The 26,110-nt window shown below is 59.7% G+C and carries 31 protein-coding genes and 1 tRNA gene; 21 read left to right on the forward strand and 11 right to left on the reverse strand.

What is annotated here, in order from left to right; all coding sequences use genetic code 11:
- Window position 1: 1 nt before the first annotated feature.
- Complete coding sequence (locus GDN47_RS28000; protein ID WP_152094690.1) at window positions 2–775, reverse strand: metallophosphoesterase; 774 nt, start codon at window positions 773–775, stop codon at window positions 2–4.
- Between the two features lie 378 nt (window positions 776–1,153).
- Between GDN47_RS28000 and copD the strand changes: the two genes are divergently transcribed.
- The gene (gene copD / locus GDN47_RS28005; protein WP_152094691.1) at window positions 1,154–2,038 is read left to right on the forward strand and encodes a copper homeostasis membrane protein CopD; all 885 of its coding nucleotides are present in this window, start codon (window positions 1,154–1,156) and stop codon (window positions 2,036–2,038) included.
- 97 nt (window positions 2,039–2,135) lie between these two features.
- Here copD and GDN47_RS28010 read toward each other — a convergent pair whose 3' ends face one another.
- Both GDN47_RS28010 and GDN47_RS28015 read right to left on the reverse strand, forming a co-directional pair.
- Complete coding sequence (locus GDN47_RS28010; protein ID WP_113397379.1) at window positions 2,136–2,906, reverse strand: TIM barrel protein; 771 nt, start codon at window positions 2,904–2,906, stop codon at window positions 2,136–2,138.
- Between the two features lie 60 nt (window positions 2,907–2,966).
- Window positions 2,967–3,920 (reverse strand): helix-turn-helix domain-containing protein, encoded by a 954-nt coding sequence (locus GDN47_RS28015; RefSeq protein ID WP_233788792.1) that lies wholly within the window; start codon window positions 3,918–3,920, stop codon window positions 2,967–2,969.
- Between the two features lie 86 nt (window positions 3,921–4,006).
- Between GDN47_RS28015 and GDN47_RS28020 the strand changes: the two genes are divergently transcribed.
- The 5 genes from GDN47_RS28020 (at window position 4,007) to GDN47_RS28040 (ending at window position 10,310) form a co-directional block, all read left to right on the forward strand.
- Window positions 4,007–5,281: an ABC transporter substrate-binding protein gene (locus GDN47_RS28020; protein ID WP_069615354.1), complete on the forward strand. Its 1,275-nt coding sequence runs from the start codon at window positions 4,007–4,009 to the stop codon at window positions 5,279–5,281.
- Window positions 5,282–5,458: 177 nt separating this feature from the next.
- Entirely contained in the window at window positions 5,459–6,319 is an 861-nt protein-coding gene (locus GDN47_RS28025; RefSeq protein ID WP_069615394.1) for a carbohydrate ABC transporter permease, read from the forward strand.
- Complete coding sequence (locus GDN47_RS28030) at window positions 6,316–7,152, forward strand: carbohydrate ABC transporter permease (protein ID WP_069615353.1); 837 nt, start codon at window positions 6,316–6,318, stop codon at window positions 7,150–7,152. The genes GDN47_RS28025 and GDN47_RS28030 overlap by 4 nt, the downstream gene beginning before the upstream one ends.
- Before the next feature lie 15 nt (window positions 7,153–7,167).
- The gene (locus GDN47_RS28035; protein ID WP_113354163.1) at window positions 7,168–8,256 is read left to right on the forward strand and encodes an ABC transporter ATP-binding protein; all 1,089 of its coding nucleotides are present in this window, start codon (window positions 7,168–7,170) and stop codon (window positions 8,254–8,256) included.
- Window positions 8,257–8,306: 50 nt separating this feature from the next.
- Window positions 8,307–10,310 (forward strand): aldo/keto reductase, encoded by a 2,004-nt coding sequence (locus GDN47_RS28040; RefSeq protein ID WP_152094692.1) that lies wholly within the window; start codon window positions 8,307–8,309, stop codon window positions 10,308–10,310.
- A gap of 294 nt (window positions 10,311–10,604) precedes the next feature.
- Here GDN47_RS28040 and GDN47_RS28045 read toward each other — a convergent pair whose 3' ends face one another.
- Entirely contained in the window at window positions 10,605–11,138 is a 534-nt protein-coding gene (locus tag GDN47_RS28045) for a methylated-DNA--[protein]-cysteine S-methyltransferase (RefSeq protein WP_113332434.1), read from the reverse strand.
- Window positions 11,139–11,388: 250 nt separating this feature from the next.
- Here GDN47_RS28045 and GDN47_RS28050 point away from each other — a divergent pair, with 250 nt between their 5' ends.
- Window positions 11,389–11,724, forward strand: coding sequence for a DUF6665 family protein (locus tag GDN47_RS28050; protein WP_113332422.1), 336 nt, complete (start codon window positions 11,389–11,391; stop codon window positions 11,722–11,724).
- A gap of 3 nt (window positions 11,725–11,727) precedes the next feature.
- On the opposite strand, the gene GDN47_RS28055 is transcribed toward GDN47_RS28050, so the two are convergent.
- On the reverse strand, window positions 11,728–12,930 hold the full coding sequence (locus tag GDN47_RS28055; RefSeq protein ID WP_113354164.1) for an ROK family transcriptional regulator: 1,203 nt from the start codon (window positions 12,928–12,930) through the stop codon (window positions 11,728–11,730).
- A gap of 212 nt (window positions 12,931–13,142) precedes the next feature.
- Between GDN47_RS28055 and GDN47_RS28060 the strand changes: the two genes are divergently transcribed.
- The 9 genes from GDN47_RS28060 (at window position 13,143) to GDN47_RS28095 (ending at window position 20,784) form a co-directional block, all read left to right on the forward strand.
- A complete protein-coding gene (locus tag GDN47_RS28060; RefSeq protein WP_113354165.1) occupies window positions 13,143–14,381 on the forward strand; it encodes an extracellular solute-binding protein in 1,239 nt (412 codons plus the stop codon).
- A 73-nt stretch (window positions 14,382–14,454) separates the two neighbouring features.
- Window positions 14,455–15,339 (forward strand): carbohydrate ABC transporter permease, encoded by an 885-nt coding sequence (locus GDN47_RS28065; protein WP_069615347.1) that lies wholly within the window; start codon window positions 14,455–14,457, stop codon window positions 15,337–15,339.
- Window positions 15,339–16,184, forward strand: coding sequence for a carbohydrate ABC transporter permease (locus tag GDN47_RS28070; protein WP_152094693.1), 846 nt, complete (start codon window positions 15,339–15,341; stop codon window positions 16,182–16,184). The genes GDN47_RS28065 and GDN47_RS28070 overlap by 1 nt, the downstream gene beginning before the upstream one ends.
- Complete coding sequence (locus tag GDN47_RS28075; RefSeq protein ID WP_113397376.1) at window positions 16,181–17,203, forward strand: SIS domain-containing protein; 1,023 nt, start codon at window positions 16,181–16,183, stop codon at window positions 17,201–17,203. Before GDN47_RS28070 ends, GDN47_RS28075 begins: the two co-directional genes overlap by 4 nt.
- Window positions 17,204–18,133, forward strand: a complete 930-nt coding sequence (locus GDN47_RS28080) for a PfkB family carbohydrate kinase (RefSeq protein WP_152094694.1) — start codon at window positions 17,204–17,206, stop codon at window positions 18,131–18,133.
- Window positions 18,130–19,194: an ABC transporter ATP-binding protein gene (locus GDN47_RS28085; RefSeq protein WP_113389906.1), complete on the forward strand. Its 1,065-nt coding sequence runs from the start codon at window positions 18,130–18,132 to the stop codon at window positions 19,192–19,194. The genes GDN47_RS28080 and GDN47_RS28085 overlap by 4 nt, the downstream gene beginning before the upstream one ends.
- A gap of 18 nt (window positions 19,195–19,212) precedes the next feature.
- Window positions 19,213–19,347 (forward strand): hypothetical protein, encoded by a 135-nt coding sequence (locus GDN47_RS32625; RefSeq protein WP_267904840.1) that lies wholly within the window; start codon window positions 19,213–19,215, stop codon window positions 19,345–19,347.
- Window positions 19,348–19,617: 270 nt separating this feature from the next.
- Entirely contained in the window at window positions 19,618–20,247 is a 630-nt protein-coding gene (locus tag GDN47_RS28090; RefSeq protein ID WP_113354169.1) for an outer membrane protein, read from the forward strand.
- A 264-nt stretch (window positions 20,248–20,511) separates the two neighbouring features.
- On the forward strand, window positions 20,512–20,784 hold the full coding sequence (locus GDN47_RS28095) for a hypothetical protein (RefSeq protein WP_113389904.1): 273 nt from the start codon (window positions 20,512–20,514) through the stop codon (window positions 20,782–20,784).
- A 56-nt stretch (window positions 20,785–20,840) separates the two neighbouring features.
- On the opposite strand, the gene GDN47_RS28100 is transcribed toward GDN47_RS28095, so the two are convergent.
- Complete coding sequence (locus GDN47_RS28100; protein WP_371865539.1) at window positions 20,841–21,212, reverse strand: hypothetical protein; 372 nt, start codon at window positions 21,210–21,212, stop codon at window positions 20,841–20,843.
- Window positions 21,213–22,136: 924 nt separating this feature from the next.
- On the opposite strand from GDN47_RS28100, the gene GDN47_RS28105 reads away from it, so the two are divergent.
- Window positions 22,137–22,349 carry a hypothetical protein gene (locus GDN47_RS28105; RefSeq protein ID WP_113354173.1) on the forward strand — a complete coding sequence of 71 codons (213 nt, stop codon included), beginning with the start codon at window positions 22,137–22,139 and terminating at the stop codon, window positions 22,347–22,349.
- 1 nt (window position 22,350) lies between these two features.
- Here the strand turns inward: GDN47_RS28105 and GDN47_RS28110 are convergent.
- A tRNA-Leu gene (locus GDN47_RS28110) sits at window positions 22,351–22,434 on the reverse strand.
- A gap of 294 nt (window positions 22,435–22,728) precedes the next feature.
- On the opposite strand from GDN47_RS28110, the gene GDN47_RS28115 reads away from it, so the two are divergent.
- The 3 genes from GDN47_RS28115 (at window position 22,729) to GDN47_RS28125 (ending at window position 23,998) form a co-directional block, all read left to right on the forward strand.
- Window positions 22,729–23,022 (forward strand): hypothetical protein, encoded by a 294-nt coding sequence (locus tag GDN47_RS28115; protein WP_113354174.1) that lies wholly within the window; start codon window positions 22,729–22,731, stop codon window positions 23,020–23,022.
- 293 nt (window positions 23,023–23,315) lie between these two features.
- Window positions 23,316–23,759 carry a hypothetical protein gene (locus GDN47_RS28120; RefSeq protein ID WP_145637029.1) on the forward strand — a complete coding sequence of 148 codons (444 nt, stop codon included), beginning with the start codon at window positions 23,316–23,318 and terminating at the stop codon, window positions 23,757–23,759.
- A gap of 47 nt (window positions 23,760–23,806) precedes the next feature.
- Window positions 23,807–23,998 (forward strand): hypothetical protein, encoded by a 192-nt coding sequence (locus tag GDN47_RS28125; protein WP_113354176.1) that lies wholly within the window; start codon window positions 23,807–23,809, stop codon window positions 23,996–23,998.
- Between the two features lie 56 nt (window positions 23,999–24,054).
- Here the strand turns inward: GDN47_RS28125 and GDN47_RS28130 are convergent, their stop codons facing one another.
- The 3 genes from GDN47_RS28130 to GDN47_RS32230 all read right to left on the reverse strand — a co-directional run bounded on the left by GDN47_RS28130 (window position 24,055) and on the right by GDN47_RS32230 (window position 25,410).
- A complete protein-coding gene (locus GDN47_RS28130) occupies window positions 24,055–24,345 on the reverse strand; it encodes a type II toxin-antitoxin system RelE/ParE family toxin (RefSeq protein WP_113354177.1) in 291 nt (96 codons plus the stop codon).
- The gene (locus GDN47_RS28135) at window positions 24,342–24,587 is read right to left on the reverse strand and encodes a CopG family ribbon-helix-helix protein (protein WP_113354178.1); all 246 of its coding nucleotides are present in this window, start codon (window positions 24,585–24,587) and stop codon (window positions 24,342–24,344) included. Before GDN47_RS28135 ends, GDN47_RS28130 begins: the two co-directional genes overlap by 4 nt.
- Window positions 24,588–24,651: 64 nt before the next feature.
- On the reverse strand, window positions 24,652–25,410 hold the full coding sequence (locus GDN47_RS32230) for a site-specific integrase (protein ID WP_210386775.1): 759 nt from the start codon (window positions 25,408–25,410) through the stop codon (window positions 24,652–24,654).
- Window positions 25,411–25,559: 149 nt separating this feature from the next.
- On the opposite strand from GDN47_RS32230, the gene GDN47_RS32465 reads away from it, so the two are divergent.
- Window positions 25,560–25,883, forward strand: a complete 324-nt coding sequence (locus GDN47_RS32465) for a hypothetical protein (RefSeq protein WP_233790163.1) — start codon at window positions 25,560–25,562, stop codon at window positions 25,881–25,883.
- 48 nt (window positions 25,884–25,931) lie between these two features.
- On the opposite strand, the gene GDN47_RS32630 is transcribed toward GDN47_RS32465, so the two are convergent.
- On the reverse strand, window positions 25,932–26,057 hold the full coding sequence (locus tag GDN47_RS32630) for a hypothetical protein (RefSeq protein ID WP_267904028.1): 126 nt from the start codon (window positions 26,055–26,057) through the stop codon (window positions 25,932–25,934).
- Window positions 26,058–26,110: the final 53 nt, after the last annotated feature.

Genomic DNA, 26,110 nt, shown 5'->3' on the forward strand with positions numbered 1-26,110 from the left:
ATCAGGTTGAGGTGATGTGAATGCGGCTCTGCCACAGCCGGGCCGCGCTCAGCCGGTCGCTGTAGAAGGCTCCAGTATCGAGATTGAGCCTGAGACCATTGACTTCGGCCCGCTGGACTGGCGTGTGGCCGTGGATAATCAACTTCGGCAGTGGCTGTGCGCTGTCGTAGAAGCGGGAGCGGATGAAGACGAGGTCGTCGTCTTGCTGATCGGCAATCGACCGATCCGGATCGATGCCGGCATGGACGAACAAAGCTTTCGGCGTGTCCAGCAAGATCGGCAGGCGGCGCAGGAAATTGACATGATCGTCCGGCAGCCAGGTTCGGATGAACGTATCGAGCTTCTTCCGCTTGGGATATAACTGCTGTAGACGAGGGATATCCACGCCATAGGAGGCGAGTGTCGCATCACCGCCAAGCGCCACCCAATCCTCGAGCGATATCTCACCATCGACATAGGCTAGCATCGCCATCTCATGATTGCCGGTGAGGCATATGCGGTCGAAACCGTTCGGCGGCGGCGCCATGAGGCGGCCGACCACCTGCGCCGACGCGGGACCACGATCGATGAAATCCCCCAGCATGATGATGAGCTTTCGGCCGGGAAGCCCCGCCGCGTCTGCAAAAATCTTGCGCTCCAGTGCACTGAGGAGATCGTAACGGCCGTGGACATCACCGATGACGTAGGTGGGCATGTCGAGATTTTCGAGCCACTCCCGGCGCCGACGGTGGCCAAAGCCATTGGCCATTTTTTCGCGTATCCTGGATGCCGCCATGAAACTGCCTTTCGAGCGTACACCCCGGAACGCCTCAACTGTGTCTGCAAAAAGGACTCAAAAGCGACGATTCTTTGCCAGAAAGGCGGAAATCATCGCTGATGATGGTTCCACGGCAGACCTCGGCCTGCGACACCAACCCGCCTTGCGGCAAAGCGTCCCGAACGGCGCCTTTATGCATGGAGAAAGTTGACAGTGCGTATCCGCAATCTTATCGCGCTGACCACGTTGGCGCGAGAAATTCCCGCCGTTCAACCCGAAAAAAACATGAGTGCCGGGCAGCTTCAGCATATTGGCTGCCGGATTGCCGACGCAAACAACATGCCTCAAACTGGAACGTCCCATTCATGGCGCCTGTAAACTTATCGTGAAACCCTGATGGAAACGACGACAGCGCTCCAACTCTGCCGCTTCCTGCATGACGCGTCCCTGATGTTTCTATGGGGCGCCTGTGCCTATCTATCTCTGTTCGTGCCGAGAGCGCTTGCCGACACCGTCTGGCGTATAGCTGCAAAACCGCTTTTGCTGATTGTTGCGATTGCGGTTTTAACGGCACTGGCCGCATTGCCGGTGACGACGGCGAATATCGGCAACGGCTGGAGCGATGCGCTCAATGCCGACATGATGCATGACGTGGTTTTCGAAACCACGGTCGGGATTGCATGGCAGGCACAAGTGCTGGCGGCCATCGTGATGGTTTGCACCTTGCTGTTGCCGCAGAGCCGGCGCCGCCATGGGCTGACCCTGGGCGCCGGCCTCGGGCTCGCCTCGCTGTCACTGACCGGGCATGCCTCGATGCTGGAAGGCTGGGCGCGGCAGGCGCACCGGGCCAATGATATCCTGCATGTGCTTGCAGGTGGTGGCTGGCTGGGGGCGCTGGTGCCGCTGATCCCTATCCTCAAGCTTCTCGGGCGGCCGGAATGCCGGGCGGAAGCGCAAGTGGCGTTGCGCCGGTTCTCCAATGCCGGGCACATAGCAGTCGCGCTCGTCATCCTCTCCGGTATCGTCAATACGCTGCTGATCCTGAAACGCCTGCCGACGGACTGGTCTTCGTCCTATCAGAAGTTGCTTGCCATCAAGATCGCGCTGGTCGCCGTCATGGCGATGCTGGCCATCATCAACCGCTACGTCTTCGTTCCCTGGATCGGCCGCAAGCCGGCTCGCGCGCTGCTGGCCCTCCGGCTTGGAAGCATCGCCGAGATCGGCATCGGCATTGTCGTCATCGGGCTCGTTGCCGTCTTCGCCATGCTGGAGCCGGTCTAGAGCCGTTTCGCTTTTCTTCGAATCGCGAAAATGCTCTATCTCCTTGTTTTACGCAGTTCCTGAGGGAAAACCGCTACGCACTTTTCCTGGAATCGCTCTAACCGCCGAGCGATTTCACGACAGCGCGAACGGCCGCCGGATCTTGCGTCGCCGGTTTGTATTCCAGACCCACCCTGCCACGATAGCCTTGGGCGTATAGCCAATCCAGCCGCTTCGTCAGATCGATATGGCCAGTGCCGGGGTCGTTACGGCCGGGATGATCGGCAACATGGAGATGGATGATGCGGTCGATTTGATCGGCGACGACCTCACGCGTATCCTCGCCCATGACGGCCGAATGATAGAGATCGTAGACGATGCCCACTTCCGGGCGGTCGACCTCATCGACGATATCGAGGCCTTCCGCGGTCGAGGACAGATAGTAGCCGGCATGGTCTATCTTTGTGTTCAGCGGCTCGAGGCCAAGCCGCACGCCCGATCCTTCGAGAATATCGGCACCGGCACGGAGGGTGGCGACGATGGCCGCCCTCTGGTCGGCACGAGAAAACTCCGCCAGATCATCGCCGGCCTGCGCGATCAGCACCGGCGCGCCGAGACGCTGGGCGACAGCAACGGACTCTCGCAACCCCGTCAGCCACGCCTCTTTGTTTGCCGGATTCGTCAGCGCGATCATCGGCTCCGCGACGAGGCCGGACACGGCAATGCCGGTCTCGGCTACGGCAGCCGCGATCGCGTCCAGGTCCTTGTTAGTCCAGTGCCAGAATTCGACCGCATCGAGCCCCGCGGCATGTGCCAGCCGGACACGATCGGCAAAGGCATCGCCGTCGCGTGCAAACAACCATTCGATACAAGCTGAAAACTGCCGCATGAGATACTCCTCCCTCAATCGGTGAGGAGCAATGCGCGAGATCGCCCATGACTGCAAGTCTCACGAACGATAATGTTGCTGTGGCGGTCGATGCATCGAAGGCTTGATGGCTTCGACATTCATTGCCGACAGCACGCGCATGTCGCGGCGGAAATCGGAAGGCGTCATGCCGGCAATATGGCGGAAGGATTTGTTGAAGGCGCTGATCGAGCCGAAGCCACTATCCATCGCCACCTGCAGCACATTGGCGCCGTCCCGCATCAGCATCGCCTGGGCGCGCGACAGGCGCAGCAGGTTCACATATTTCGCCAACGTCATGCCGGTGGATTTCTTGAAGAGGTTCATCGCGTATTTCGGATGGAGATGCGCCGCCTTGGCGATATCGACGGTATCGATGTCGTGCAGAAAATTATCGGCGATGAAATCGCACATGCGCGCCAGGCTGCGCGAGGATTGCGGATGGGCCTGATCGTTGGTCAGATTTTCCTGCTTCTCCGGCACCATGCGATAGGGCTCGAAAGCGATGCGCTCCAGGCGCAGGAGAAGTTCCGCGACGGCATGTTCGGCCTTGGCGCCGTCCTCGGACATGACATAACGATGCCATCGGGCGAAATTTTCGTCGTCTGCGGCATCGGTCGCCGAGCTTATCAGCGCCTGCCCGCGAATGAGGCGACCGGAAATATCGAGCGGCAGCCGCAGGCGGAAGAAATGCACAAGCGGCAGATGCGCGCCCGCATAGATCGAATCTTCCGACAGCTCGTCCAGCTGATGCGGTTGGCCACCCCAGAAAAGGCAGATCTCGCCGGCTCTCAAAGTAAGCTCGTGATCGCCGATGCGGTAATGCACGGTGCCGCGGACGATGTAATTGACTTCCACCTGCGCGTGCCAATGCGGCTTTGCCATCGGCAACGGGTGGTTATGAAACATCTGCAGGACGTTTGGGAGCCCTTCGACACTGCTCGCCCCCGGCTGATAAACCGCCCGTTGACCCACCTTACTTTTCGCCAAGTCGATGTTCCTTTTTTAGGAGACAGAAGCGTACCGACAGCTAGTTTAAGCGTGTTCTCTTGAGGACGGCAATTGAAAAGGGAGGATTTTCAATGCGTTTAAAACTTGCTGGAGCGACGGCCCTTGCTGCCCTGCTCGCTTCCGGTTCTGCCTTTGCTGAGCAAACCACCATTACGGTCTGGAGCTGGAACATCGCCGCATCGGCGCTGAAGTCCACAGTCGAGGGGTTCAACAAGAAATATCCTGACATCAAGGTCGAGGTTCAAGACATCGGCAACCCGCAGGTCTTCGACAAGATGCTGGCCGCTTGCGCCGCCGGCGGCGACGGCCTGCCTGACGTCATGTCGATCGAAAACCACAAGGCTTCGATCTTCTGGAACCGCTTTCCGGACTGCCTGACCGATCTCACGAAGCTTGGCTACAACGACGAGCTGAAGAAGCAGTTCCCGGATTTCAAGCGCGCCGAGCTTGAAGTCGGCGATGCCGCCTACGCCATGCCGTGGGACTCCGGTCCGGTCACCATGTTCTATCGCCGCGACATGTATGAAAAGGCCGGCGTCGATCCGGCAACGATCAAGACCTGGGACGATTTCATCGCCGCCGGTAAGAAGATCTCCGCCGCTAATCCTGGTGTGGTCATGACGCAGGCCGATCTAAACGGCGACAGCGAATGGTTCCGTATGCTCGCCAACGAACAGGGTTGCGGCTATTTTTCGAGCGACAGCCAGAGCATCACCGTCAACCAGCCCGGCTGCGTCAAGGCACTGGACAAGGTGAAGGAGATCAAGGACGCGGGCCTGATGACCGCGGCGAACTGGAACGAGAAAATTCAGGCGAACACTGCAAGTAAGGTGGCATCGCAGCTCTATGGCGGCTGGTATGAAGGCACCGTCCGCTCCACCTCGCCGGATCTCGCCGGCAAATGGGGCGTCTATCCGATGCCGAGCATGACGGCTGACGGCCCGCATGCAGCCAATCTTGGCGGTTCCTCGCTCGCAATCGCCAGTGGCTCCAAGCACAAGGAAGCCGCCTGGAAATTCCTTGAATACACGCTTGGCACCAATGAGGGCCAGGTGACGATGCTGAAGTCCTTCGGTCTCGTGCCGTCGCTGTTGACGGCGGTCAAGGATCCCTTCGTCAACGAACCGCAGCCTTATTGGGGTGGGCAAAAGGTCTGGGCCGATATCCTCGCCACCCTGCCGAAAATCCACCCGAGCCCAGGTACCCAGTATTTCAGCGACGCCGATGAGATCATCAAAGCCGTTCAGACGAAATATCTTGCCGGCGGATATCCAAACGGCAAGGCTGCGCTCGACGACGCGGCCCAGCAGATCGCCTCGGCGACGGGCCTGCCGCTCGCGAAATGATTGACACCACCGGGCGTGCCTCCCAAGCCGCGCCCGGCATCCCCGCCGCTCTAGAATCAAAGAAGCAGAGCGCGGCGTCGTCCGAAAATCGCCTACACTTTTCGGCGTCACGCTCTAGAGGGCGGCGGGGATGTGATGTTACGCATCATTTTTCTGCGCATAAAGGAGAAGGCTTTCATGCGGTTGCGAAACCGGAGCGCCTATGCGTTCCTTGCACCCTATCTTCTGGTATTCGCCGCTTTCTGGGTCTGGCCGATCATCGATTCGTTTCTGATCTCGTTCCAGAATACCCGTGTTAATCCGTGGACCTTCAATCTGTCGCTCAATTGGGGGCGGCTGTTCGGTGATCCGGCATTCTACAACGCGCTTGAAAACACGTTGATTATCCTGATCGTCCAAGTGCCGGTCATGATCACACTCGCCACGGTCATGGCGGTGCTGCTGAACTCACCGCTGTTGAAGGCCCGTGGCATTTTCCGCTTCGCTTTCTTCGCGCCCGTCGTCGTTGGCGAGGTCGCCTATGCCGCGGTCTTCCGCCTGATGTTCAACGTCGATTTCGGCATCATCAACAAGCTGCTCGGCAGTGTGGGCATCGCGCCGGTGTCGTGGTTCGCCGATTCCCACGCCGCCATGGTGCTCATCGTTATCGCCGTCACCTGGCGCTGGGCGGGTTACAACGCCATCATCATTCTGTCCGGGCTGCAATCGATCCCGGAGGATGTTTATGAGGCCGCAACCCTCGACCGCGTCAGCCGCTTCAAGCAGTTCATCCATATCACACTGCCACTCCTGAAGCCGATCATCCTGTTCTGCGTGGTCCTGTCCGTCATCGGCACCATGCAGCTCTTCACCGAACCATATCTGATCACCAACAGAGGAGGCCCCGGCGGCGGGACGGAAACGCTCGGTCTGCTGCTCTATCGCCAGGCTTTCCAGTCGACCAACTTCGGCTATGCCTCGGCGATCGCCTATACGATGGCGGCGCTTGCGGTCGTCATCTCTCTTCTCAATCTCTGGGTGGGGCGCGAACCGAAATGAAATCAAAATCCAGATCCACTCTGATCCGCTCGATCGCCTTGCATGGCCTGCTGGCGCCGCTCGCCATCATCTGGCTGTTTCCGCTCTGGATGATGTTCGTCTTCTCCACCATGCCCGATTACGGCATTTTCAGTCCCGGTATCATCCTGACACCGTCGACGGGTTTCATGGACAACTTCCGGAACCTGCAGGCCGACACCAACTTCGTCGGCGCGATGACGATCTCCATCGTCGTTGCGGTCATCTACACCTTCCTGTCGGTGCTGCTGACATCGATGGCCGGATGGGCGCTAGCGCGCTATCAGTTCGCCGGCCGTTCGGGCGTCATCGGCATCATCCTCGGCACCATCACGCTGCCCTACTCCGTCGTCATCATTCCGCAATTCATCATGGTGGCGCGCGATTTCGGGCTGGCGAACACATGGGTTGCGCTGATCGTGCCGCCGCTCTTCAACTCACTCGGCGTTCTCTTCATGCGTCAGGCTTTCTCGATGATGCCGGGCGAACTCTTTGATGCCGCCCGCGTTGAGGGCGTCAAGGAATGGCAGATCTTCCTGCGCATCGCCCTGCCGCTCGCAAGGCCGACGATGGCAGCACTCGCCATCATCCTGTTCCTGGCTTCCTGGAACAACTATCTCTGGCCGCTGCTCATCAACTCCCGGCCGGGGATGATGACAGCGCCTGTCGCGCTCGGAACGCTGATCGGCCTCACAAGGGTCTCCTGGGGCGGCATCATGGCCGGTGCCGTAATGCTGACGGCGCCGATTCTCATCATCTTCGTTCTCCTGCAACGCCACTTCATCGCCGGCATTGCCGCCGGCGCAATCAAATAATTCCGGGAGATCCGTATGGCTGAACTTTCTCTCACCAATATCGTCAAACGCTATGGTTCGCTGGAAATCATCCACGGCGCCAATCTCGAGGTGAAGGACGGCGAATTCGTCGTCTTCGTCGGGCCGTCCGGATGCGGCAAGTCCACGCTGTTGCGCATGATCGCTGGGCTGGAGGATATTTCCGGCGGCGAGCTCAAGATCGGTGGCCGAATCGTCAATGACGTGGAACCGGCCGATCGCGGTATCGCCATGGTTTTCCAGTCCTATGCCCTCTACCCGCATCTGACCGTCGAGCAGAACCTCAATTTCGGGCTGCGCATGAACGGCAATCCGAAGGCCGATACCGACCGCCGCGTCAAGCAGGCCGCCGAGATCCTGCAGATTACGGAACTCATGCAACGCCGGCCGAAGCAGCTTTCCGGCGGCCAGCGCCAGCGCGTCGCCATCGGCCGCGCCATCGTGCGCGAGCCGCAGATCTTCCTGTTCGACGAGCCGCTGTCCAACCTCGATGCCGAGCTGCGCGTGCAGATGCGCGTCGAAATATCGCGCCTCCATAAGAAGCTCGGCACGACGATGATCTACGTCACCCACGACCAGACGGAAGCCATGACGCTTGCCGACAAGATCGTCGTGCTACGCGGCGGCAATATCGAGCAGGTAGGCGCGCCGCTGGACCTTTACGACGACCCGGCCAACCAGTTCGTCGCAGGCTTCGTCGGCTCGCCGAAAATGAACTTCCTGCAGGCCGAAGTGGCTGACAATCAGCAGGGCCGCATCGCCGTCGTGCTCAAGGGCCAGCGCAACATCCGCCTGACGTTGCCCGCCTCCTCGGCAAAGGTGGAAGTCGGCCAGCCGGTGACGCTCGGCGTCCGCCCGGAACATTTTCTCGAGGCCGGACGCGGCGATGTGGACATGACCGTCGATGTCGATGTCGCAGAGCATCTCGGCAATACCAGCTACATCTACGCCAATATCGAAGGCGGCGAGCAGATCGTCATCGAGCGCGAGGAATCCCGCAACACGGGCAACCGCGACAAGCTCACCGTGGCGCTCTCGGCGACAAAGACATTCCTGTTCGACAGCGCCGGCAACCGATTGCGATAGGCGCTGCCAATCCTCCCAAGACAGCATGCAGATTTAGAAAGGATCGTTCCATGACTACTGAGACACCAATCCGCTGGGGCATCATCGGCCCCGGCAGGATCGCACAGACTTTTGCCGATGGTATCGCCCATTCCAGCAGCGGCAAGCTGGTGGCCATCGCCAGCCGCAACCCGGACAAGCCGGGTCTCGGCGACGGTTTCCCGGGCGCGCGCATCGCCAATGGTTATGAAGCCCTGCTCGCCGACAAGGAAATCGACGCCGTCTACATCGCCACGCCGCATACCGGCCACGCCGAATGGGCGATCAAGGCGATCCGTGCCGGCAAGCATGTGCTCGTCGAAAAGCCGATCGCGCTTTCTGCCTTCGATGCCGAAGCTATCTATTACGAGGCCAAGAAGGCCGGTGTCTTCGCCGGCGAAGCCTTCATGTATCGCGTCCATCCGCAGACGGCGAAACTGATCGAGCTCGTCAAGAGCGGCGTGATTGGCGAGTTGCGCATCATCCGCACCTCCTTCGGTTTCAACATGGGTAAGGTCAATCCGGAACACCGGCTGTTTGCCAATGAGACTGCCGGCGGCGGCATTCTCGATGTCGGCGGCTATCCGGTCTCTATGGCCCGCCTGATTGCCGGCGCGGTCGACGGCAAGCCGTTCCTCGATCCGGAAAAGGTATCGGGCGTCGGCCATCTCGGTCAGACCGGCGTTGACGAATGGGCCTCCGCCGTCCTGAAGTTCCCGAACGACATCATTGCCGAAGTGTCCTGCTCCATCATGGCCAATCAGGACAACACGCTGCGCATCATCGGCTCCGAAGGCCGTATCGAAGTCAAGGACTTCTGGTTTGCCTCCGGTCACAAGGGCGGTGTCGGCAAGATCGAAGTCATCAAGGGCGGCGAGACCCAGACGATCGAAGTCAAGGAAGATCGCTGGCTCTATTCCTTCGAAGTCGATGCGGCCGGCGATGCCATCCGCGCCGGAAACAAGGAATTCGCCTATCCCGGCATCAGCTGGGCCGATTCGATCGGAAACCTCAAAGTGCTCGACCAATGGCGCGCATCGATCGGCCTTGAATATAGTATCGAGAAAGCAGCGAAGCGCACGAAGAACATCGCCGGCGGGACCGTCACCAAGGGCAACAGCATTCCGAAGCGCAGCATTCCCGGCATATCCAAGCCGGCATCGCTTGTTACGCTCGGCTTCGAATTCTTCCCAAATTTCGCAGCCGCCTCGCTGACGCTCGACGCCTTCTATGAAGCCGGCGGCAATGCCTTCGACACTGCCTATGTCTATGGTGGCGGCAAGACGGAGAGCATCTTCGGCGACTGGCACACCAGCCGCAGCGTGCCGCGCGAGGAGATCGTGCTGATCGGCAAGGGTGCGCATTCACCACTCTGCTATCCGGATGTGATCGCCAAGCAGCTCGACCAGTCCCTCAACCGCCTAAAGACCGACTATGTCGATATCTACTTCATGCACCGCGACAATACCGACGTTCCGGTCGGCGAGTTCGTCGATGCCATGGATGCCGAGGTGAAAGCCGGCCGTATTCGCGGCATCTTCGGCGGCTCGAACTGGACGCGCGCCCGCTTCGACGAGGCGATCGCCTATGCCGAGAAGAACGGCAAGACGGCACCGGCTGCCCTTTCCAACAACTTCTCGCTGGCGGAAATGCTCGACCCGATCTGGGCCGGCTGCATCGCCGCCTCGGACGATGAGTGGAAGGCCTGGCTCAATGCCAAGCAGATCCCGAACTTCGCCTGGTCGAGCCAGGGCCGCGGCTTCTTTACCGACCGCGCCGGCCGCGACAAGCGCGACGACGAGGAATTGGTCCGCGTCTGGTATTCCGACCGCAATTTCGGCCGCCGCGATCGGGCGATCGAACTGGCGCAGAAGCTCGGCCGCAACCCGATCCATATCGCGCTTGCCTATGTCGTCGCACAGCCCTTCCCTGTGATACCGCTGATCGGACCGCGCACGATCGCCGAGCTGGAAGACAGCCTCTCGGCGCTCGACATCAAGCTGACGCCAGAGCAGGTGAAGTGGCTCGAGGGCTGAAACGGGGCGGCCGGCTGATGACGTTCACGGTCGGCCGCTGAGCTTGGATATACGAAATGAAAGCAGCCCATCCGAAATGCCGGATGGGCTGTTTTCATATGGGAAGAGCCCACTGCCGCGCACCTCCTTCTCCCCGAGGGGAAAGGTGCCGGTAGGCGGATGAGGGGGATTCGCCCGGAGCATAAAGGCTTATGAGTCGAGGCGATTAGCCCCCTCATCCGACCCTTCGGGCCATCTTCTCCCCGAGGGAGAAGGGATTTACGGCAGGCAATGCGCCATACAATCGCCGCGAGATCAAGCGGCAAAATCGAATGTCTTCTCATCAGCCCCTTCGAGCCGCAGCAGATAGGCCTTGCGTTCGAGACCGCCGGCGAACCCGCGCAAATCACCAGCCGATCCCACCACGCGGTGGCAGGGCGCGATGATCGAGATCGGGTTGCGGCCATTGGCGGCACCGACGGCGCGGATCGCCTTGGCCGAGCCGATCTCGGTCGCGATCTGGCGATAGCTGCGCGTCTCGCCGAAGGGGATGGCGAGCAGCGCCTGCCATACCTTCTGCTGAAACTCAGTTCCGGCAAAATCGAGCGGCAGATCGAAAACCTGTCGTTCGCCGGCGAAATATTCACGGAGCTGCCGCTCGGTTTCCACGAGCACCGGATGGCTGTCATCCTCAGTCACGATGAGCAAGGGCACACGGCCTGGGCGATCATTGTCCCAAAGGATCGCGGCAAGTCCATCATCGCTGCCGACGAGCTTCAACGCGCCGACGGGCGAGTCCATGATCCGATAGACATACTGCTTTTCCGCATTTTTCGAGGCTTTGGTCATGCCGATATCCTTTCTTTGAATTGCGCTCATGGCATCGGGCGAGATTGCCTCTGATGGAGCGCTTATGCCCCCATTGGACCTCAAATGACCGTCGCCAACCACCCGAAAACGGACGGCGGGCAGGAAAATCCCGGCATTTCCGGATTCATGTGCTCAGCCGCAAGATGACGCAACCTCCATGCGCTTGGGGAATGGGCTGGAATTGTGTAGAATCGGCGAAGAGACAGATCGCCAGCTTGCGGAACCCGATATGACAGTTCGCCCGCCGCGCAATTTCAATCCATCGCAGACAAACGAGACCGGCCTCGGCATTCTCGAATATGAGATGATGTCGGAACGCGCCAGTACGCTCGGGCATCACGGCATGAAGGTGGAAGCGGCGCTTGCAGCCTTGCAGGAGGGCGAGGCCAAGGGCAAGGAGGGCGTCGAACACGAGCGGCTGGTGGATATCGCGGCGCAAGCCGTCTGGGCCATGTTCATCCATCGCGAGATCTGCGGCCTGCGCAACGGCCGTGACGTCATCCAGCGCTATGGCATTCCCAACAAGGTGCTTGCGCGCCTCGGCGCCAGCCCGAGACATCTCTAAATATTAGGATTTCAGGATCGCCTGGAAGCGCGGATCGAAGGCATGGCCGATCGGCTCTGCCGCCGCACCGCGCGCCACGGCCCAAGGATCGGTCATGCCGAGCTGGAGGCGCGGCAGCAATCGATCGGGACGATCGGCATTGGAGGGCAGGAGCGGCTGCATCGCGGCCATCAGCCTAGTTGCGAGCGCCGGGGGCGCGCCACCGCACAAAATCACCGTCTGCGGATCGAAGATGGTTTCGATGAGCTGCACGCTCCAGCGCAGGTCGATCGCCGCCCTTTCGATCCAGGCGAGAATATCTGGATCGTCGGCAGCGGCCCGTTTGTCTATCAGCGAATAGATATCCGGCGCCATCGGATCGAGGCCGAGGTGATCGTAGAGTGAAGCCAATGATGCGCGATGCTCCAGCTGCGTCTGTTTCCCGCCTGATGTCAGCAGCGCCATGCCGATTTCGCCGGCATTGCCATGCGCACCGCTATAGAGCTCACCACCGAGGATGAGCCCGGCACCGATACCATAGCCTACATAGAGGCAGACGGCATGGTCGAGGCCATGTGCGGCGCCGACCATGCGCTCGGCGGTCGCGCAGGCCGCGGCGTCATTCTGCAGGGTAACGTTAAGGCCGGTTCCGACCGACAACGTTTCCAGCAGCGGAAAGCGCTGCCAGGCGCCCATCATCCAGGGATTGTCGGCATCCTCCTGCTCGATACCAAACGGGCCTGGCATCGCGACACCGAGGCCGACGAGGCGCTTCTCCGCCTGAGCCGCTCGCTGCTTCAATTCGCTGCGCACGTCCTCCACGAGCTGCAAGACGATGGGCGTACCTGTCGCCGGTCCACCTCCCGGCAGGTTCGCTTCCTTGCGTATCAGCACATTGCCGACGAGATCGACGGCGATGGCGCGGGTGATGTGACGGTCGATCTGCAGGCCGATGGCGCAGGCGCCTTCCGGTACAAGACCGTAGGGCGTCGAGGGCTGACCGCGGCCGCGGCGCACCGTTTCCCTTGATGTGACGAGACCGTCGTTTTCCAGCTCCTCCATGATGTTGGAGACGGTCTGTTTCGTCAGGCGGGTGGCGCGCGCGAGATCTGCGCGGGAGAGCGCACCATTGAGCCGCAAGGCGTCGATGATCACCCGCCGGTTATGGGCGCTGGTCCCCTCGTGGTTCGTTCCGCTGGTAGCCCTGATCGGGCGAATATCGTGCATCCGCTTTTGCCCTCTTGACAGCAATAGAATATTGAAGAACAAATTAGTCAAGACAATTGACTTAAAAGAAACCACAGAGTTTCACCAGGGAACTTAAGCGACGCTCCGATCAATGTTCGGCAGCCAGCCCGGCCAATTGCCTGCTCGACAACCGATGGCGACGTCAGCCGCCTTTGGAAAAATCGCGTGACTGTCAAAAACTGGAGGATGGAATGTTGAAATCATTGAACAAGACATTGCTGGGCGCAGCGCTGATCGGCGTATCCTTCGCCTCGCACGCCCTTGCCGAAACGACGATCAATGCCCTCTTCATGGCGCAGGCTGCCTATAGCGAAGCCGATGTGCGCGCGATGACGGATGCCTTCTCCAAGGCCAATCCGGACATCAAGGTCAACCTCGAATTCGTCCCTTATGAAGGCCTGCACGACAAGACGGTGCTGGCGCAGGGATCTGGCGGCGGCTACGACGTCGTGCTCTTCGACGTGATCTGGCCGGCCGAATACGCGACCAACAAGGTTCTGGTCGACGTTTCATCGCGCATTTCGGACGAGACGAAGAAGAACGTGCTGCCGGGTGCATGGACGACGGTGCAGTATGACGGCAAGTACTACGGCATGCCGTGGATCCTCGATACCAAGTACCTGTTCTATAACAAGGAAATCCTGGAAAAGGCCGGCATCAAGACGCCACCGAAGACCTGGGACGAACTGAACGAGCAGGCCAAGATCATCAAGGACAAGGGCTTGTTGGCAACGCCGATTGCCTGGAGCTGGTCACAGGCCGAAGCCGCAATCTGCGACTACGCCACGCTCGTCAGCGCCTATAAGGGCGATTTCATCAAGGATGGCAAGCCGGACTTCCAGACCGGTGGCGGCCTCGACGCCCTGAAATACATGGTCACCAGCTACAAGTCCGGCCTGACCAACCCGAACTCCAAGGAATTCCTTGAAGAAGACGTTCGCAAGGTCTTCGAAAACGGCGACGCCGCCTTCGCGCTGAACTGGACCTACATGTACAACATGGCGAACGACCCGAAGGACAGCAAGGTCGCAGGCAAGGTCGGCGTCGTGCCGGCACCGGGCGTTGCCGGCAAGAGCGAGGCTTCGGCGGTGAACGGCTCGATGGGTCTCGGCATCACTACTGCCAGCAAGCATCCGGACGAGGCCTGGAAATACATCTCCTTCATGACCTCGCAGGCAACGCAGAACCAGTATGCGAAGCTTAGCCTGCCGATCTGGGCATCGTCCTACAGTGATCCGGCCGTCACCAAGGGTCAGGAAGAACTGATCGCGGCCGCAAAGGTCGGCCTCGCTGCCATGTATCCGCGTCCGACGACGCCGAAATATCAGGAACTGTCAACCGCACTTCAGCAGGCGATCCAGGAATCGCTGCTCGGCCAGTCTTCTCCGGAAGACGCACTGAAGTCTGCTGCCGACAATAGCGGTCTCTGATAATCTCATCGGGCGGCGCCAATCGCCGCCCGCCTCTAATTTCCTCCATGAAGAATGAAAGAAGGGGCCCGCCATGTCCGGCACCTCCATGACAACTCGCGCCTGGCTTTTGATGCTGCCACTGCTTGTGGTGATGATCGCCGTCATCGGCTGGCCCCTCGTCGACACGGTCGGCCTTTCTTTCACCGATGCGAAGCTTGTGGGAACCGGCGGCAATTTCGTCGGTATCGACAATTACGCGAAGATGTTGGCGAACTCCAATTTTCAGCGCACCCTGATTACCACGGCGTGGTTCGCGATCGTCTCCGTTGCCGCCGAAATGGTGCTCGGCGTGCTGGCTGCCCTACTGTTGAATCAGAATTTTAGGGGTCGCGGCGTGCTGCGTGCACTAATGATCCTGCCCTGGGCGTTGCCGACCGTCGTGAACGCGACGTTGTGGCGGCTGATCTACAATCCCGAATATGGCGCGCTCAACGCAGCCCTCACCCAGCTTGGCCTCATCGACGCCTACCGCTCCTGGCTCGGCGAACCGGGCACGGCGCTGACAGCACTCATCGTCGCCGACTGCTGGAAGAATTTCCCACTGGTGGCGCTCATTGCACTTGCCGCCCTGCAGGCGGTACCGCGCGATATCACCGCCGCGTCGCTGGTCGATGGCGCCGGCCCCTTCAAGCGCTTCCGCTTCGTCATCCTTCCCTATCTTGTGGGACCGCTGATGGTGGCGCTGGTGCTGCGCACCATTGAGGCTTTCAAGGTCTTCGATATCATCTGGGTGATGACACGCGGTGGGCCGGCAAACAGCACGCGCACTCTATCGATCCTCGTCTATCAGGAAGCCTTTTCCTTCCAGCGAGCGGGGTCGGGCGCATCGCTTGCCCTCATCGTCACGCTGCTGGTCACGCTGCTTGCCGCCGCCTATGCCGCCCTTGTCCGCAAAACCGCAGGGAGTGCCGCCTGATGGAACGCCAGAGCCCGCTCTTCACCTGCTTCATCTATGTCTGCGCCATCCTGCTCGCCGTCGTGATCCTGGCGCCAATCGCCTGGCTCTTCATCATGAGCATTTCGCCGGCTGCCGATCTCGCCGCCAAGCCGCTGCGCTGGTGGCCGCAGACGGCGGACTTCTCGCGCTACAAAGTGCTCTTGTCCACGCTGGAAAACAGCGAGGGTGCAGCCTTCACCTCGTCGCTGCGCAACAGCATCGAAGTCGCAGGCATGGCGACGATTGCCGCCATCGCGCTCGCCATCCCGGCCGGCTGGGCTGTGTCGCGCACGCCGTCCGTCAGATGGTCGCTCTCCATGGTCATTGCCACCTACATGCTGCCGCCGGTGGCGCTTGCCGTGCCGCTCTATATGGGGCTTGCCCATCTCGGCATGCTCAACAACGTTTTCGGCCTGGCGCTTGTTTATCTGACGATTCTCGCGCCATTCACGACCTGGCTGATGAAATCCGGCTTCGATTCCATTCCGAAGGAGATCGAGGCTGCGGCAATGATCGACGGCGCCGGGCTGTTCCAGACGCTGCGAATCATCACGCTGCCGCTTGCCATGCCCGTGATGGCGACTTCGGCGCTTTTTGCCTTCCTGCTTGCCTGGGATGAATTCTTCTACGCGCTGCTCTTCACGTCAGACCAGCGCGCCAAGACCCTCACCGTCGCCATCGCGGATCTCGCCGGCGGTCGTGTCTCGGATTACGGACTGATCGCGACTGCCGGCGTGCTAGCCGCCCTGCCCCCGGTGCTGATCGGCCTTGTCATGCAACGTGCCCTTATCTCGGGCCTGACCAATGGCGGCGTAAAGGGATGACCATGACCCAAGAGAAAACCCGCCCCGAAGGCCTTGCCGCCATCGACCACGAAATGGCGCGCCAGCATAGCGATGCGCTTACCTCCTTCGAGACGGCCGCCGACATGGCCGCCAAGGCCGCCGCCTCGCTGAAACGCACCGGCAGGCTGCTGCTGCTCGGCATGGGCGGTTCCCACGCGGTCAATCGCGCCGTCGAGCCGCTCTATCGCGCCGCCGGCATCGATGCGATCGCCCTGCCGCTTTCCGAACAGCTCGGCCAGCCGCTATCGCTGGAGGGCCGTACGATCTTCATGACATCGCAATCCGGCGAAAGCGCCGAAGTGCTGCGCTGGTTCAACGAGACGGGCGGCACTGCCGAGACCTTCGGCCTGACACTGGAGAGTAGCTCCTTCCTCGCCAAGACGGCGCCTTCTCTTGTCGGCGCCGGCGGCACGGAGCTTGCCTTTGCCGCTACACGCAGCCTCACGGTCACCTTCGCGCTGCATCTGGCTGTATTCGCCGCCCTCGGTCAGGATCCGGCGCCTGCGCTTTCCGTGCTTCGCGCGCCCGAAACGCTCGATATCAAGCCGGCGCTTGCGGCTCTCGCCAATGTGGCGACGGTTGTAACCTCCGGTCGGCATCTACAGGGTATTGCCGAGGCTCTGGCGCTCGGACTTACCGAACTTTCGCGCCGCCCGTGCTTCTCGCTCGAAGGCGGCCAGCTGCGCCATGGCCCGATGGAAATGCTCGGGCCTTCGATCGGCGTCGTTCTCTTCCGTGGCAATGATGCGACGGCTGGTCTCGTAACGGCCATGGCTGTTTCCGCGGTGGCAACCGGTGCGCCCGTGATCGTCTTCGATGGCTCCGGGGAAGAACCGGTTCCCGGTTGCGTCACCCTGCGCTTCAAGCCGGAAACCGGTCTTGCGGCGATCTTCCAGATGCTGCCTGTCGCCCAGTCGCTGATGATCGCCTTTGCCGACGAGCGGGTGGAGAATGCCGGCACGCCGGTGCGCTCCACCAAGATCACCCGGAGCGAATGAATGAAGCCGCTTGCAGTCATCGGCAACGTCAATATCGACCTGATCCTCGGGCCGGCAGCGCCGTGGCCGAAAGCCGGCACCGAGATCATTGTCGATCACGACGAGCTGCGCGTCGGCGGCCAGGCTGGCAATAGCGCCCTTGCCTGGGAGGGTCTCGGCGTTGATTACGAGATCGCGGCTAATGTCGGCAACGATCAGTTCGGCCGCTGGCTCAGCGAAGCCTTCGGCGCGCGCAGCAGCAAGTGGCCCGTACGACCGGAGAGCACGACGCTCTCGGTCGGCATTACCCATCCCGATGGCGAGCGCACCTTCTTCACCACGCGCGGCCACCTGCCAAGGTTCAATCTCAATGACGTGTTTACGGTTCTCAATGGCGAGAAGCTTGCCGGCGGCTATGCACTGCTCTGCGGCGCCTTTCTGACCGAAGATCTTACACGCGACTATGACGCGCTGTTCAACTGGGCCGACAAGCATGGAATCACAGTCGCGCTCGATACCGGTTGGCCGCTCGACGGCTGGACCAAGGAGAATTGCAATGCCACGCGGCGTTGGCTCTCCCGCTGCGGAATCGCGCTGATGAACGAAGTTGAAACGACGACCTTAGCCGGCATAGATGATCCCGCGGAGGCTGCGCGCGCGCTCCATGCACTGATGCCAGAAGGCGCGATCTTCGTCGTCAAGCGCGGTCCGGACGGCGCGATCGCCGTCGATGCCGACCGCAAGCTCGTTTCGGCCGCAGCACCAAAGGTCACGGTCGTCGACACGATCGGCGCCGGCGATGTCTTCAATGCCGGCTTTCTGGCCGCCCTTGCCCGCGGCGAGCCACCTGCGGCCTGCCTTTCGGCCGGGACCGCGGTCGCGTCTCGCGCCATTTCCACTCTGCCGCGCAGCTATGGCCCGGCCAACGCATCCGAGGAGGCCCTTTCATGAGCGCGCTCGAAATCCAGAACATCCGCAAGAGCTACGGCGAAGTGGAGACATTGAAAGGCATTGATATTTCGCTCGAAAGCGGCGAGTTCCTGGTGCTGCTCGGCTCGTCTGGCTGCGGCAAGTCCACGCTTTTGAACATCATCGCCGGGCTTGCCGAGGCGACCAGCGGCGATATCCGCATTGGCGAACGTTCCGTGCTTGGCGTGCATCCGAAGGACCGCGACATCGCCATGGTGTTCCAGTCTTATGCCCTCTATCCGAACCTCTCGGTCCATCGCAACATCGGCTTCGGCCTGGAGATGCGCAAGGTGCCTGCCGCCGAGCGCGACAGGGCTGTGCGCGAGGCGGCGAAGCTCTTGCAGATCGAAGCGCTGCTGGAACGCAAGCCGAGCCAGCTTTCCGGCGGCCAGCGCCAGCGCGTGGCGATCGGCCGGGCGCTGGTGCGCAAGCCGGAAGTCTTCCTCTTCGACGAGCCGCTCTCCAATCTCGACGCCAAGCTGCGCATGGAGATGCGCACCGAGCTGAAGCGCCTGCACCAGATGCTGAAGACCACCGTCGTCTACGTGACGCACGACCAGATCGAAGCGATGACACTCGCAACCCGCATCGCCGTGATGCGGGACGGACGGATCGAACAACTCGGCAGGCCGGACGAAATCTACAATCATCCGGCAACACTCTATGTCGCGACCTTCGTCGGCGCGCCGCCGATGAACCTTTTGAACGCGACTGCCGATCACGGTTTGCTGCGCATCGACGGAACATCGATCACGCTGCCGATGCCGGCGACGAAAGCTGGGATCAACCAAGGACAGCAGCTGGTGATCGGCATCCGGCCGGAAACGCTGCGCCTAGAGGAAGGTGGCAAGCTTGAGGCCATCTGCGAGGTCGCGGAACTCACAGGCCCCGAGCTTATCGTTACGGCGCAAACCGGTTCGCAGCGGCTGATGGCCTGCCTGCCGCCGCGCACCGAGATTGCCGAAGGGCAAACGCTCACGCTCGCCTTCGATGCCAGCGCGCTGCATCTCTTCGATCGCGCCACCGGCCGGCGTTGCGAGTAGACCTTTCGAATACAGATAATGGTCGCCGAGGATGGCGCCCGCGATCCCGAAGATGGTGCGATCGGGATTCCTGTCATCAGCAGCATGGAAGGAGGCGGCATGGCGCATATCATGCCGATCTGCCCCATTTCGCCCGGCATTCCGCGACGGTAGCCCTCAGGGCCGGACAGCATTCCATCCTTAAAAAATGATTAAAAAACTCTGCTCAACCCTATAAAAATATTCGATAATTTTTCAATATTTCCGAATTCTGCAATGTACCCGCAATTCTCACCGGCAAAATGACCAGCATCTCCTGACGTTGATCCGCTCCCAAGACGGACAGCACCGGAGAACAGCAGGAACCGATGTCCGGTTCTCCAACGCAAACAGAGACCTTGCGAGCGCCCAGGGATGGCGCATGGGTTTCGTATGGAGTTAGCAATGTCGCTCAGCGCAAAATCTATTCTGTTCGCGGCTCTGGCCATGACGGCCGCGTCCAACGCTTCCGCAGCCGATCTCACCACCTATCAGGCCCCGGATGCGGGCTATGACCGGCCGCCGGCTTTCCAGTGGAGCGGCGCCTATTTCGGCGCCCATGGCGGTATCGCCTCGCCGAAATTCAACCCTTTCGCCAGCGGCAAGGGCCTGACCGGTGGCGTGCAAGCCGGCTACAATTTCCAGGTAGGACCAGGCATCGTCGGCGCCGAGCTGGAGGGCTCATACCTCGGAAACAACGAGATACGCGTACCAAACGGCAGGGTGGAAGAGCGCTTCCGGGGTGCTGCCAAGGCGAAGGCCGGCCTAACCTTCGATCGCACGCTCGTCTATGGCACGGCGGGTCTGACGATGACGAAGTTCGAAGGCGGCAGGGGTGTTTCCACCTCCGGCGGCTGGAAGCAGGGCTATCTCGTCGGCGGTGGCATCGAACAGGGCTTCGGCGGCGGGCTGTCGGCCAAGATCGAATACAACTACGTCATGACCAACGACGTCTCCACGACGACATCGAGCGGTAAGTCGAAGACCGATCTGCGTGACCATGTCATCAAGGCCGGCCTGAACTATCGCTTCTGATCGCCGATTTGCAGAGGTCGGCACGCCTTTTCAAGCCAGGACGTGCCCGACGGAGAGCGGCGGAGGATGGTTGATCAAACCCCGAATCGGTCCCTTCGCCGCTCTTATTCATGAAAATCAGCCGCTTCATTCGCACGCAATCGAACCAGTCATAGTCACTGCGTCTCGCATGATCGGCGGCCTTGCCGTTGCTCGAAAGTTGACCAACAATGCTGGTGAAGAAGCACAGCGGAATGATGACCGCTCCGCCGAAGGATCGGCAGTATGAGAAACCGAGCCCCCTGGTTCCATGTCAAAGCATACGGCTACGGAGCCGGCCTGCCTTGCCGTTGGCAGGGTTGGATCGCGCTTGTTATCTATGCGCTGGTGCTGATGGCCATTATCTTCGTCGGTGGACCTCATGCGGATAGTCATCCAATCGGCTATGCCACGGCGATCATCTTACCGACTGCACTGCTGATTTCCGTTGCCTGGTGGAAAAGCGATGCCCCATGGCGTTGGCGATGGGGCAAAATTGACAAACCAGGCCGGGATTGAGTTGATCCCTTGCGAGCAGCGGAATCATCCGACTTCCGCAAGGCAGCCGGAGGTATTTATTCGCATTCAAGCGGAGGTTGGCGAAAACTCGTCACAAACCAATCGGAACCGGAGCCTCGGGTATAGAAGGTGTAGAAACATTCCGTATGCTCGACATAGCCCGGCGTTTCGGTGACTTCATAACGCTTGCCGCGGCGCGTATCCCGGATTTCGCCGCTGGATTGACCGGGCACCACCTGCGTCTTCTGCTTGCGCCACTGATAGGCGCGCGCGCCCGGCCCCAGATCATAAACATTATCCGGCGGACCGTAATCCAGCATCACGCTGCTGATCGGCGCGCCGATATAGCTCTTCATGATCTGCGAGGCACAGGCCGACAGGATCAGCAGGACTGCAAGCGCAGCAATCCCGTGAGGGAGCCGCTTCATGCGAATGGCAATCATAGGAACGTCCTTTGCAGCTAAAGGGAGATCGCGGACAGGGGTACGGCTCATGGGTTACGGCAGCATTGCGCTTTGCCGCATCAGCCGCTTTTTTTTCGTGCGCCCAAGGATTTGGCGGATGCCTTCCTTGCGGAAAGGCTGCGCCAGTTGGCCGAGAAAGCTTTTCGACGGTCGATCAGGATGGAAATAGGTGCCGAACAGCCGCTTTAATATCAGTCATTCTCTTCACCGTCTGTTCTTCTGCTGCTCTTGGAACGCGGCGTGTAAAATCTGAGAATAGATTCTTTTTCTCGACTTGAATTCAATCGCTGGATGCGGAATGTTACATTCCTACAGCATTTCATAGCTTTAAATACTTAGTGCCGCCGCGTTATTCACCTTCCCACCATTTCAAGGGATTCGTTATGCGTGCATTGATATTCCTGATGCATATTCCCTTACTGGTAACTTCTTGTGCCGGATTACAGGTCAAGCGCGTTACGTCGCGCGACCAATCTGGTATCCGCTACTGACGGCCCGCACCGTATCTGGCCCTTGTTGAAACCAAGACCGACAAGACCGTAATCTGCGACGTGAAGGCATTCTATTTGCCCGACAAGACCGAGGAATACGCGATCACGATCTCAGCGGGCATGGGCGCGATCAAAGCCACCCCTACCCTCACCGATGGCTGGAACCTAACCAGCCTTAGCACCGACGTTGACAGCAAGACGAACGAGAACATCACCGCCATTACAGGCTTGCTCAAGGAAGCGGCCGGGATAGCTAGTCCAAAACATGACTTTGCTCCACATCCATCAGCCCCGACAAAATGCGAGGGCATTTTCAGGTGGAGTATGACCAATCCGGCAACTTCAAGGGTTTCAAAAGATACCGTTGGCCATCAATTGACGCGACCGGAGAGCGAATATGAGCTTGCAAGGGCACGTCGATGCTATCAAGCGGCACATGCGCAAGGCGGAACAGGCCGACAACCGACAAGACCACGACAGGGAATTGCATCACGCCCGGATCGCCAATCGCAACCTTTGTAGGGAATGCGAGGCAAAAACGGAAAAACAAGTCCAGCGGGATAGCCGTGAAGCTTACAGCATCTGGAAATATGGCGTTCCCGGTCTCTAGCTGGTGCCGGTAGCGGGACTCGAACCCACACTCATAACGCAGCGGATTTTAAGTCCACCGCGTCTACCAATTTCGCCATACCGGCACAGGATCAAGCTACCACAGGAAAGCTCCGCGTGACCAATCTTTGATATCGCATTGCATGCGGAGTGACTGGCAGCGTCAGTATTTGGGCACAAAGACAATCCAAACCAGAGCCCTTATGGCGTCGTGTAAGAACGGAAGCGAACCTCGGCACGATCCGTTTTCATCGAGGAACATTGTAGAATCCTACAATTGACCGCGAACTCATACTTTGCGAGTAGCGAGAGGGCCGGAATGCCGATGATATCCGCCGCGATGGCCACGTAAGGCCTCGGAAAACACGAGGAGACGACGCATGTCTCAAGACAAGTCATTCACCTTCTACACCTATTCGCGCGCCAATAGTGACGAAGATCGATGGAAGCACACTGGCATTCCGGATATCTTCTTTCACGATGAAGAGGAAGCGCGCGAGGCGCTTCACGAGCTGCGCCGCGACGTTATGAGCGATTACGCGGATGACTGGTGGCCGATGCAACTGGAGAAGATCGAAACGCTGCCCATCTCACGGGACAGCATCTTTGCACTGCTGAACGATGGTGTCGGCGCCTTCGTGAAGAGCTATGAGATCATCGACATTATTGACTGATTTGGCGCTTCGCTCCCCCCCCCCCAAAGGCAAGGGGCGGTTCCCGAGGCTGCGCACTGCGTTTGCGCGCTTGCCGCGTGGCCCCTTGCCGTTGCTTCCCCCAGACATCGCCGGTCAGGCAGGGGTGCAGGAGGATTCTTGCACCTGTCTTTCTGATTTCGACTTTTTCCAACGATTGGGTAAAGTGTAGTGATGAAAGAGGCTCTATTTCCAAGTGTAATTACCCACACCTATGATCCGGGTAGTCCCTTTCGAACATTTGCGACTTGGCGCCGGATGAGGCGGAGGCGGTTTTGGACCGCATTCGGCAAGCCGGCGTGCGAAAGATCAAGCCGACATATCTTGCACGGCGCTGCGAAACCGAAGAATGGCTTATCCGGGAACGCCGCCGTCTCTTAGGTAATACTCGACGCGAACGGCCGGTCTACTGCTTCCTTGGCAATTTCGACGACGGCCTCGATCTCACACGGCCAAACGCGCTTGTCATGCCACTTGTCGCTTTTCCGGCTGAGGTGCTCACCTTCACCTATCCGGATAGTATGGCAAGCCTTCCTTATGTAATCCGGGAAGATCTTACCGCCGACCGACGTCCATGCCATGGGCGCGTATTCACTTTTGAAGAGGATAAAACCATCGTGAAGGAACACGGGATGCCGGGCCCAACTGAGCGCTTTATCGAAGTACAGGTTTGGGACGAGCGACCAATCTTGGAATTCCGGTCATCAAGGGTGTCCTGAATCGCTTCGGTAGCGAGCCGTTTACTCTGTGGTGGGATCAAAGTTACGTGTCTGCCTGGCTTCGACATGCCGGACAGGCCGACGATGCGCTTTTCCGCCTTTACACAAGCATCCTCGTACTGGACCTCATGGGCGAATATGGCCATATCTCAAACGGGAACGAGACTCAATCGACACCAGCAGGAGAAGCAGCGCTACGGCTTGCGCTCGAACATAATCTGAAGCTGGCACGGTTGTGAGCGTTTGAGCGGGCGCGCTTCATTTCAAACAGAAGTTTCCGCAATCCGAAAGGCGGCTACAGCTCCAGAGGCCACCGTTGATGAGCGTGCATGACGGTCAGAATCTCGATGTCCTGGCCGACCCGGTAGGGAATGATATAGGGAATATCCGCTAGCACCACTTCACGCGTGCCCTTGATACGACCGGCACGCCCCGTCGCCGGAAACTCCGCCAGCATATCAACAGCCGACACAATGCGCGCGACAACACGCGCAGCAGCGCCCGGATCGTCTTTCTGGATATACTCGCCAATCTGATCAAGCCGCCGCAACGCTCGCAGCGTCCAGCGGATGCGTTTCCGACTCATGATTGACGGGCTGACTTGACGTACTTGCCGACAACCTTCGCCACATCATCATCACTGGCAAATTCGCCCCGGTTGGCTTCGGCCAACCCGGCCTCAATCTCTGCGAGCTGCCACTCCTCGCGAGCGACATAGTCCTCAATCGCCTGAGCGGCCATATACGAGCGGGAGCGGTCGAGCTTTTCCGCGATCTGGTCAAGCTTGCTGGCGGTCTCATCTGAGACGCGAACGGTGAACGCTGTCATGGCACCTAACTTTCCTTGGTTCACTATAATTATTGGTGAACCAATGCGGTTCGTCAAGGTTCTGCTAATGTGAGAAGGCTTTCAATTGATAATAGATTCCGATCATGGGATTTCTGACCCGGTGACCGGATAGGGACTTTTCTCTCTTTAAGGCCCGCCAAGCGGGCTGACAAATCGGCAAGCGATTTGTGACGACACCCGTTCGGGTGTCTTTACCAAACCTTGCGGACCCGGCATTCGTGGTAGGACGGCGGTCCCGCCGTCCTAGGCACCTTCCGTCCGCGACTGCCACGCTTGGGCTTCGGGAATTGATGAACGCGGTATCAAGCGAGGTCTTGATGTGGGCCGCGTAGAATTTTTCAATCATTTCGACGCTGGTGCGGCAATTTTTGGCAATCGCATAAACATCAGCACCTTCCATGAGACGCAGGCAGATATAGGTATGACGTAGGCTGTAAGCTGTTCGCGGCTTGCCGTCCCGGTCCAACTTAAGGTTCTGCGCTTCAAGAAGATTATTGAACATCTTGAGATAATTGCCGGGGAACAGCAGATCGGTCGGTTGCGGAGCCTTAACGACGATCTCGCCGCCCTCTTTATCCTTCCCGCGAACCGGCTTTAGCCGGTCGCGCAAGCGCTCATAGGGCTTCACCGCACCCGGCATAGATTTGCACCAACCGATCCCGCGCTTGCCGCGCACCTCGATTTCAAGAATGCGTTCACGGCTATCGGGATCTTCGACAATGGTCACGTCGCGATGCTGGAGCTGCTTGGCCTCATCCGGGCGCAAGCCCGTGTTACCCATGAACAGGACGAACTCATGCAACTGCTCGGCTTCCCAACGGAAGTGCGGGTTCTTCGGCTCCTGGCATTCTGGCGCGTAGCCTCGTAAAGCTGCTTGTATTCGACCGGGCTGAACCAAGGCCGGTGCGTAATTTTGCCCTGTGTCTTGTAAGGCGGCGACAGATCAGGAAGATGGGTGAGCCACTTGTGGCGGATCGCCGTTTTCAGGACCTGGCGCAACGTGCCGACTTCGTCGTGAAGCGTGCTGCGAGCCGGAGGCTTGCCAGTCACCGATCCCGAGATCCGGTGCACGCGGTAGTCTTGAACGGTCCCGGCATTGATCTCGGAAAGCCCCATCTTGCCGAAGAACGGGACGAGGTGCAGCCGCAGGCGGATACCGTGGCCCTCGATCCATTTGGGGCTTCGCTGGCCTTCGGTGATCACACCATATTCCTGCTCAAACTTCTTGGCAGCCTCGGCGAAGGTGGTCTCCGATTTCAGGATGCCCGCCGCTGACTTGCCGCGCAGGCCGAGATACCAGTCTTCGGCAAATGCCTTCGCCTGCTAAAGCCCCGTTTCCTTGGTGCTGGTGCGATACTGGCGGCCCTTTACGGAGGCCGAGCAATGCCACGTCAGCCCCCCGCGCCGGTAGACGTTGACCTTTCCTCCGAGGATTTCGTGGCTCGCCATAAGGGCCCCCGTCGATCACATGGGAGGCCGACAAAGTATTGATAATCTCTGTA

The organism is Martinezella dioscoreae (assembly GCF_009176305.1).
Taxonomy (GTDB): Bacteria; Pseudomonadota; Alphaproteobacteria; order Rhizobiales; family Rhizobiaceae; genus Rhizobium; species Rhizobium dioscoreae.

What these genes read in the sequence shown, in the direction of transcription:
- GDN47_RS28000 (WP_152094690.1), bottom strand. Translation starts at nt 775, where the DNA reads ATGGCGGCATCCAGGATACGCGAAAAAATGGCCAATGGCTTTGGCCAC.
- copD (WP_152094691.1), top strand. Translation starts at nt 1,154, where the DNA reads ATGGAAACGACGACAGCGCTCCAACTCTGCCGCTTCCTGCATGACGCG.
- GDN47_RS28010 (WP_113397379.1), bottom strand. Translation starts at nt 2,906, where the DNA reads ATGCGGCAGTTTTCAGCTTGTATCGAATGGTTGTTTGCACGCGACGGC.
- GDN47_RS28020 (WP_069615354.1), top strand. Translation starts at nt 4,007, where the DNA reads ATGCGTTTAAAACTTGCTGGAGCGACGGCCCTTGCTGCCCTGCTCGCT.
- GDN47_RS28025 (WP_069615394.1), top strand. Translation starts at nt 5,459, where the DNA reads ATGCGGTTGCGAAACCGGAGCGCCTATGCGTTCCTTGCACCCTATCTT.
- GDN47_RS28030 (WP_069615353.1), top strand. Translation starts at nt 6,316, where the DNA reads ATGAAATCAAAATCCAGATCCACTCTGATCCGCTCGATCGCCTTGCAT.
- GDN47_RS28035 (WP_113354163.1), top strand. Translation starts at nt 7,168, where the DNA reads ATGGCTGAACTTTCTCTCACCAATATCGTCAAACGCTATGGTTCGCTG.
- GDN47_RS28040 (WP_152094692.1), top strand. Translation starts at nt 8,307, where the DNA reads ATGACTACTGAGACACCAATCCGCTGGGGCATCATCGGCCCCGGCAGG.
- GDN47_RS28045 (WP_113332434.1), bottom strand. Translation starts at nt 11,138, where the DNA reads ATGACCAAAGCCTCGAAAAATGCGGAAAAGCAGTATGTCTATCGGATC.
- GDN47_RS28050 (WP_113332422.1), top strand. Translation starts at nt 11,389, where the DNA reads ATGACAGTTCGCCCGCCGCGCAATTTCAATCCATCGCAGACAAACGAG.
- GDN47_RS28055 (WP_113354164.1), bottom strand. Translation starts at nt 12,930, where the DNA reads ATGCACGATATTCGCCCGATCAGGGCTACCAGCGGAACGAACCACGAG.
- GDN47_RS28060 (WP_113354165.1), top strand. Translation starts at nt 13,143, where the DNA reads ATGTTGAAATCATTGAACAAGACATTGCTGGGCGCAGCGCTGATCGGC.
- GDN47_RS28065 (WP_069615347.1), top strand. Translation starts at nt 14,455, where the DNA reads ATGTCCGGCACCTCCATGACAACTCGCGCCTGGCTTTTGATGCTGCCA.
- GDN47_RS28070 (WP_152094693.1), top strand. Translation starts at nt 15,339, where the DNA reads ATGGAACGCCAGAGCCCGCTCTTCACCTGCTTCATCTATGTCTGCGCC.
- GDN47_RS28075 (WP_113397376.1), top strand. Translation starts at nt 16,181, where the DNA reads ATGACCATGACCCAAGAGAAAACCCGCCCCGAAGGCCTTGCCGCCATC.
- GDN47_RS28080 (WP_152094694.1), top strand. Translation starts at nt 17,204, where the DNA reads ATGAAGCCGCTTGCAGTCATCGGCAACGTCAATATCGACCTGATCCTC.
- GDN47_RS28085 (WP_113389906.1), top strand. Translation starts at nt 18,130, where the DNA reads ATGAGCGCGCTCGAAATCCAGAACATCCGCAAGAGCTACGGCGAAGTG.
- GDN47_RS32625 (WP_267904840.1), top strand. Translation starts at nt 19,213, where the DNA reads ATGGTCGCCGAGGATGGCGCCCGCGATCCCGAAGATGGTGCGATCGGG.
- GDN47_RS28090 (WP_113354169.1), top strand. Translation starts at nt 19,618, where the DNA reads ATGTCGCTCAGCGCAAAATCTATTCTGTTCGCGGCTCTGGCCATGACG.
- GDN47_RS28095 (WP_113389904.1), top strand. Translation starts at nt 20,512, where the DNA reads ATGAGAAACCGAGCCCCCTGGTTCCATGTCAAAGCATACGGCTACGGA.
- GDN47_RS28100 (WP_371865539.1), bottom strand. Translation starts at nt 21,212, where the DNA reads ATGAAGCGGCTCCCTCACGGGATTGCTGCGCTTGCAGTCCTGCTGATC.
- GDN47_RS28105 (WP_113354173.1), top strand. Translation starts at nt 22,137, where the DNA reads ATGAGCTTGCAAGGGCACGTCGATGCTATCAAGCGGCACATGCGCAAG.
- GDN47_RS28115 (WP_113354174.1), top strand. Translation starts at nt 22,729, where the DNA reads ATGTCTCAAGACAAGTCATTCACCTTCTACACCTATTCGCGCGCCAAT.
- GDN47_RS28130 (WP_113354177.1), bottom strand. Translation starts at nt 24,345, where the DNA reads ATGAGTCGGAAACGCATCCGCTGGACGCTGCGAGCGTTGCGGCGGCTT.
- GDN47_RS28135 (WP_113354178.1), bottom strand. Translation starts at nt 24,587, where the DNA reads ATGACAGCGTTCACCGTTCGCGTCTCAGATGAGACCGCCAGCAAGCTT.
- GDN47_RS32465 (WP_233790163.1), top strand. Translation starts at nt 25,560, where the DNA reads ATGGGTGAGCCACTTGTGGCGGATCGCCGTTTTCAGGACCTGGCGCAA.
- GDN47_RS32630 (WP_267904028.1), bottom strand. Translation starts at nt 26,057, where the DNA reads ATGGCGAGCCACGAAATCCTCGGAGGAAAGGTCAACGTCTACCGGCGC.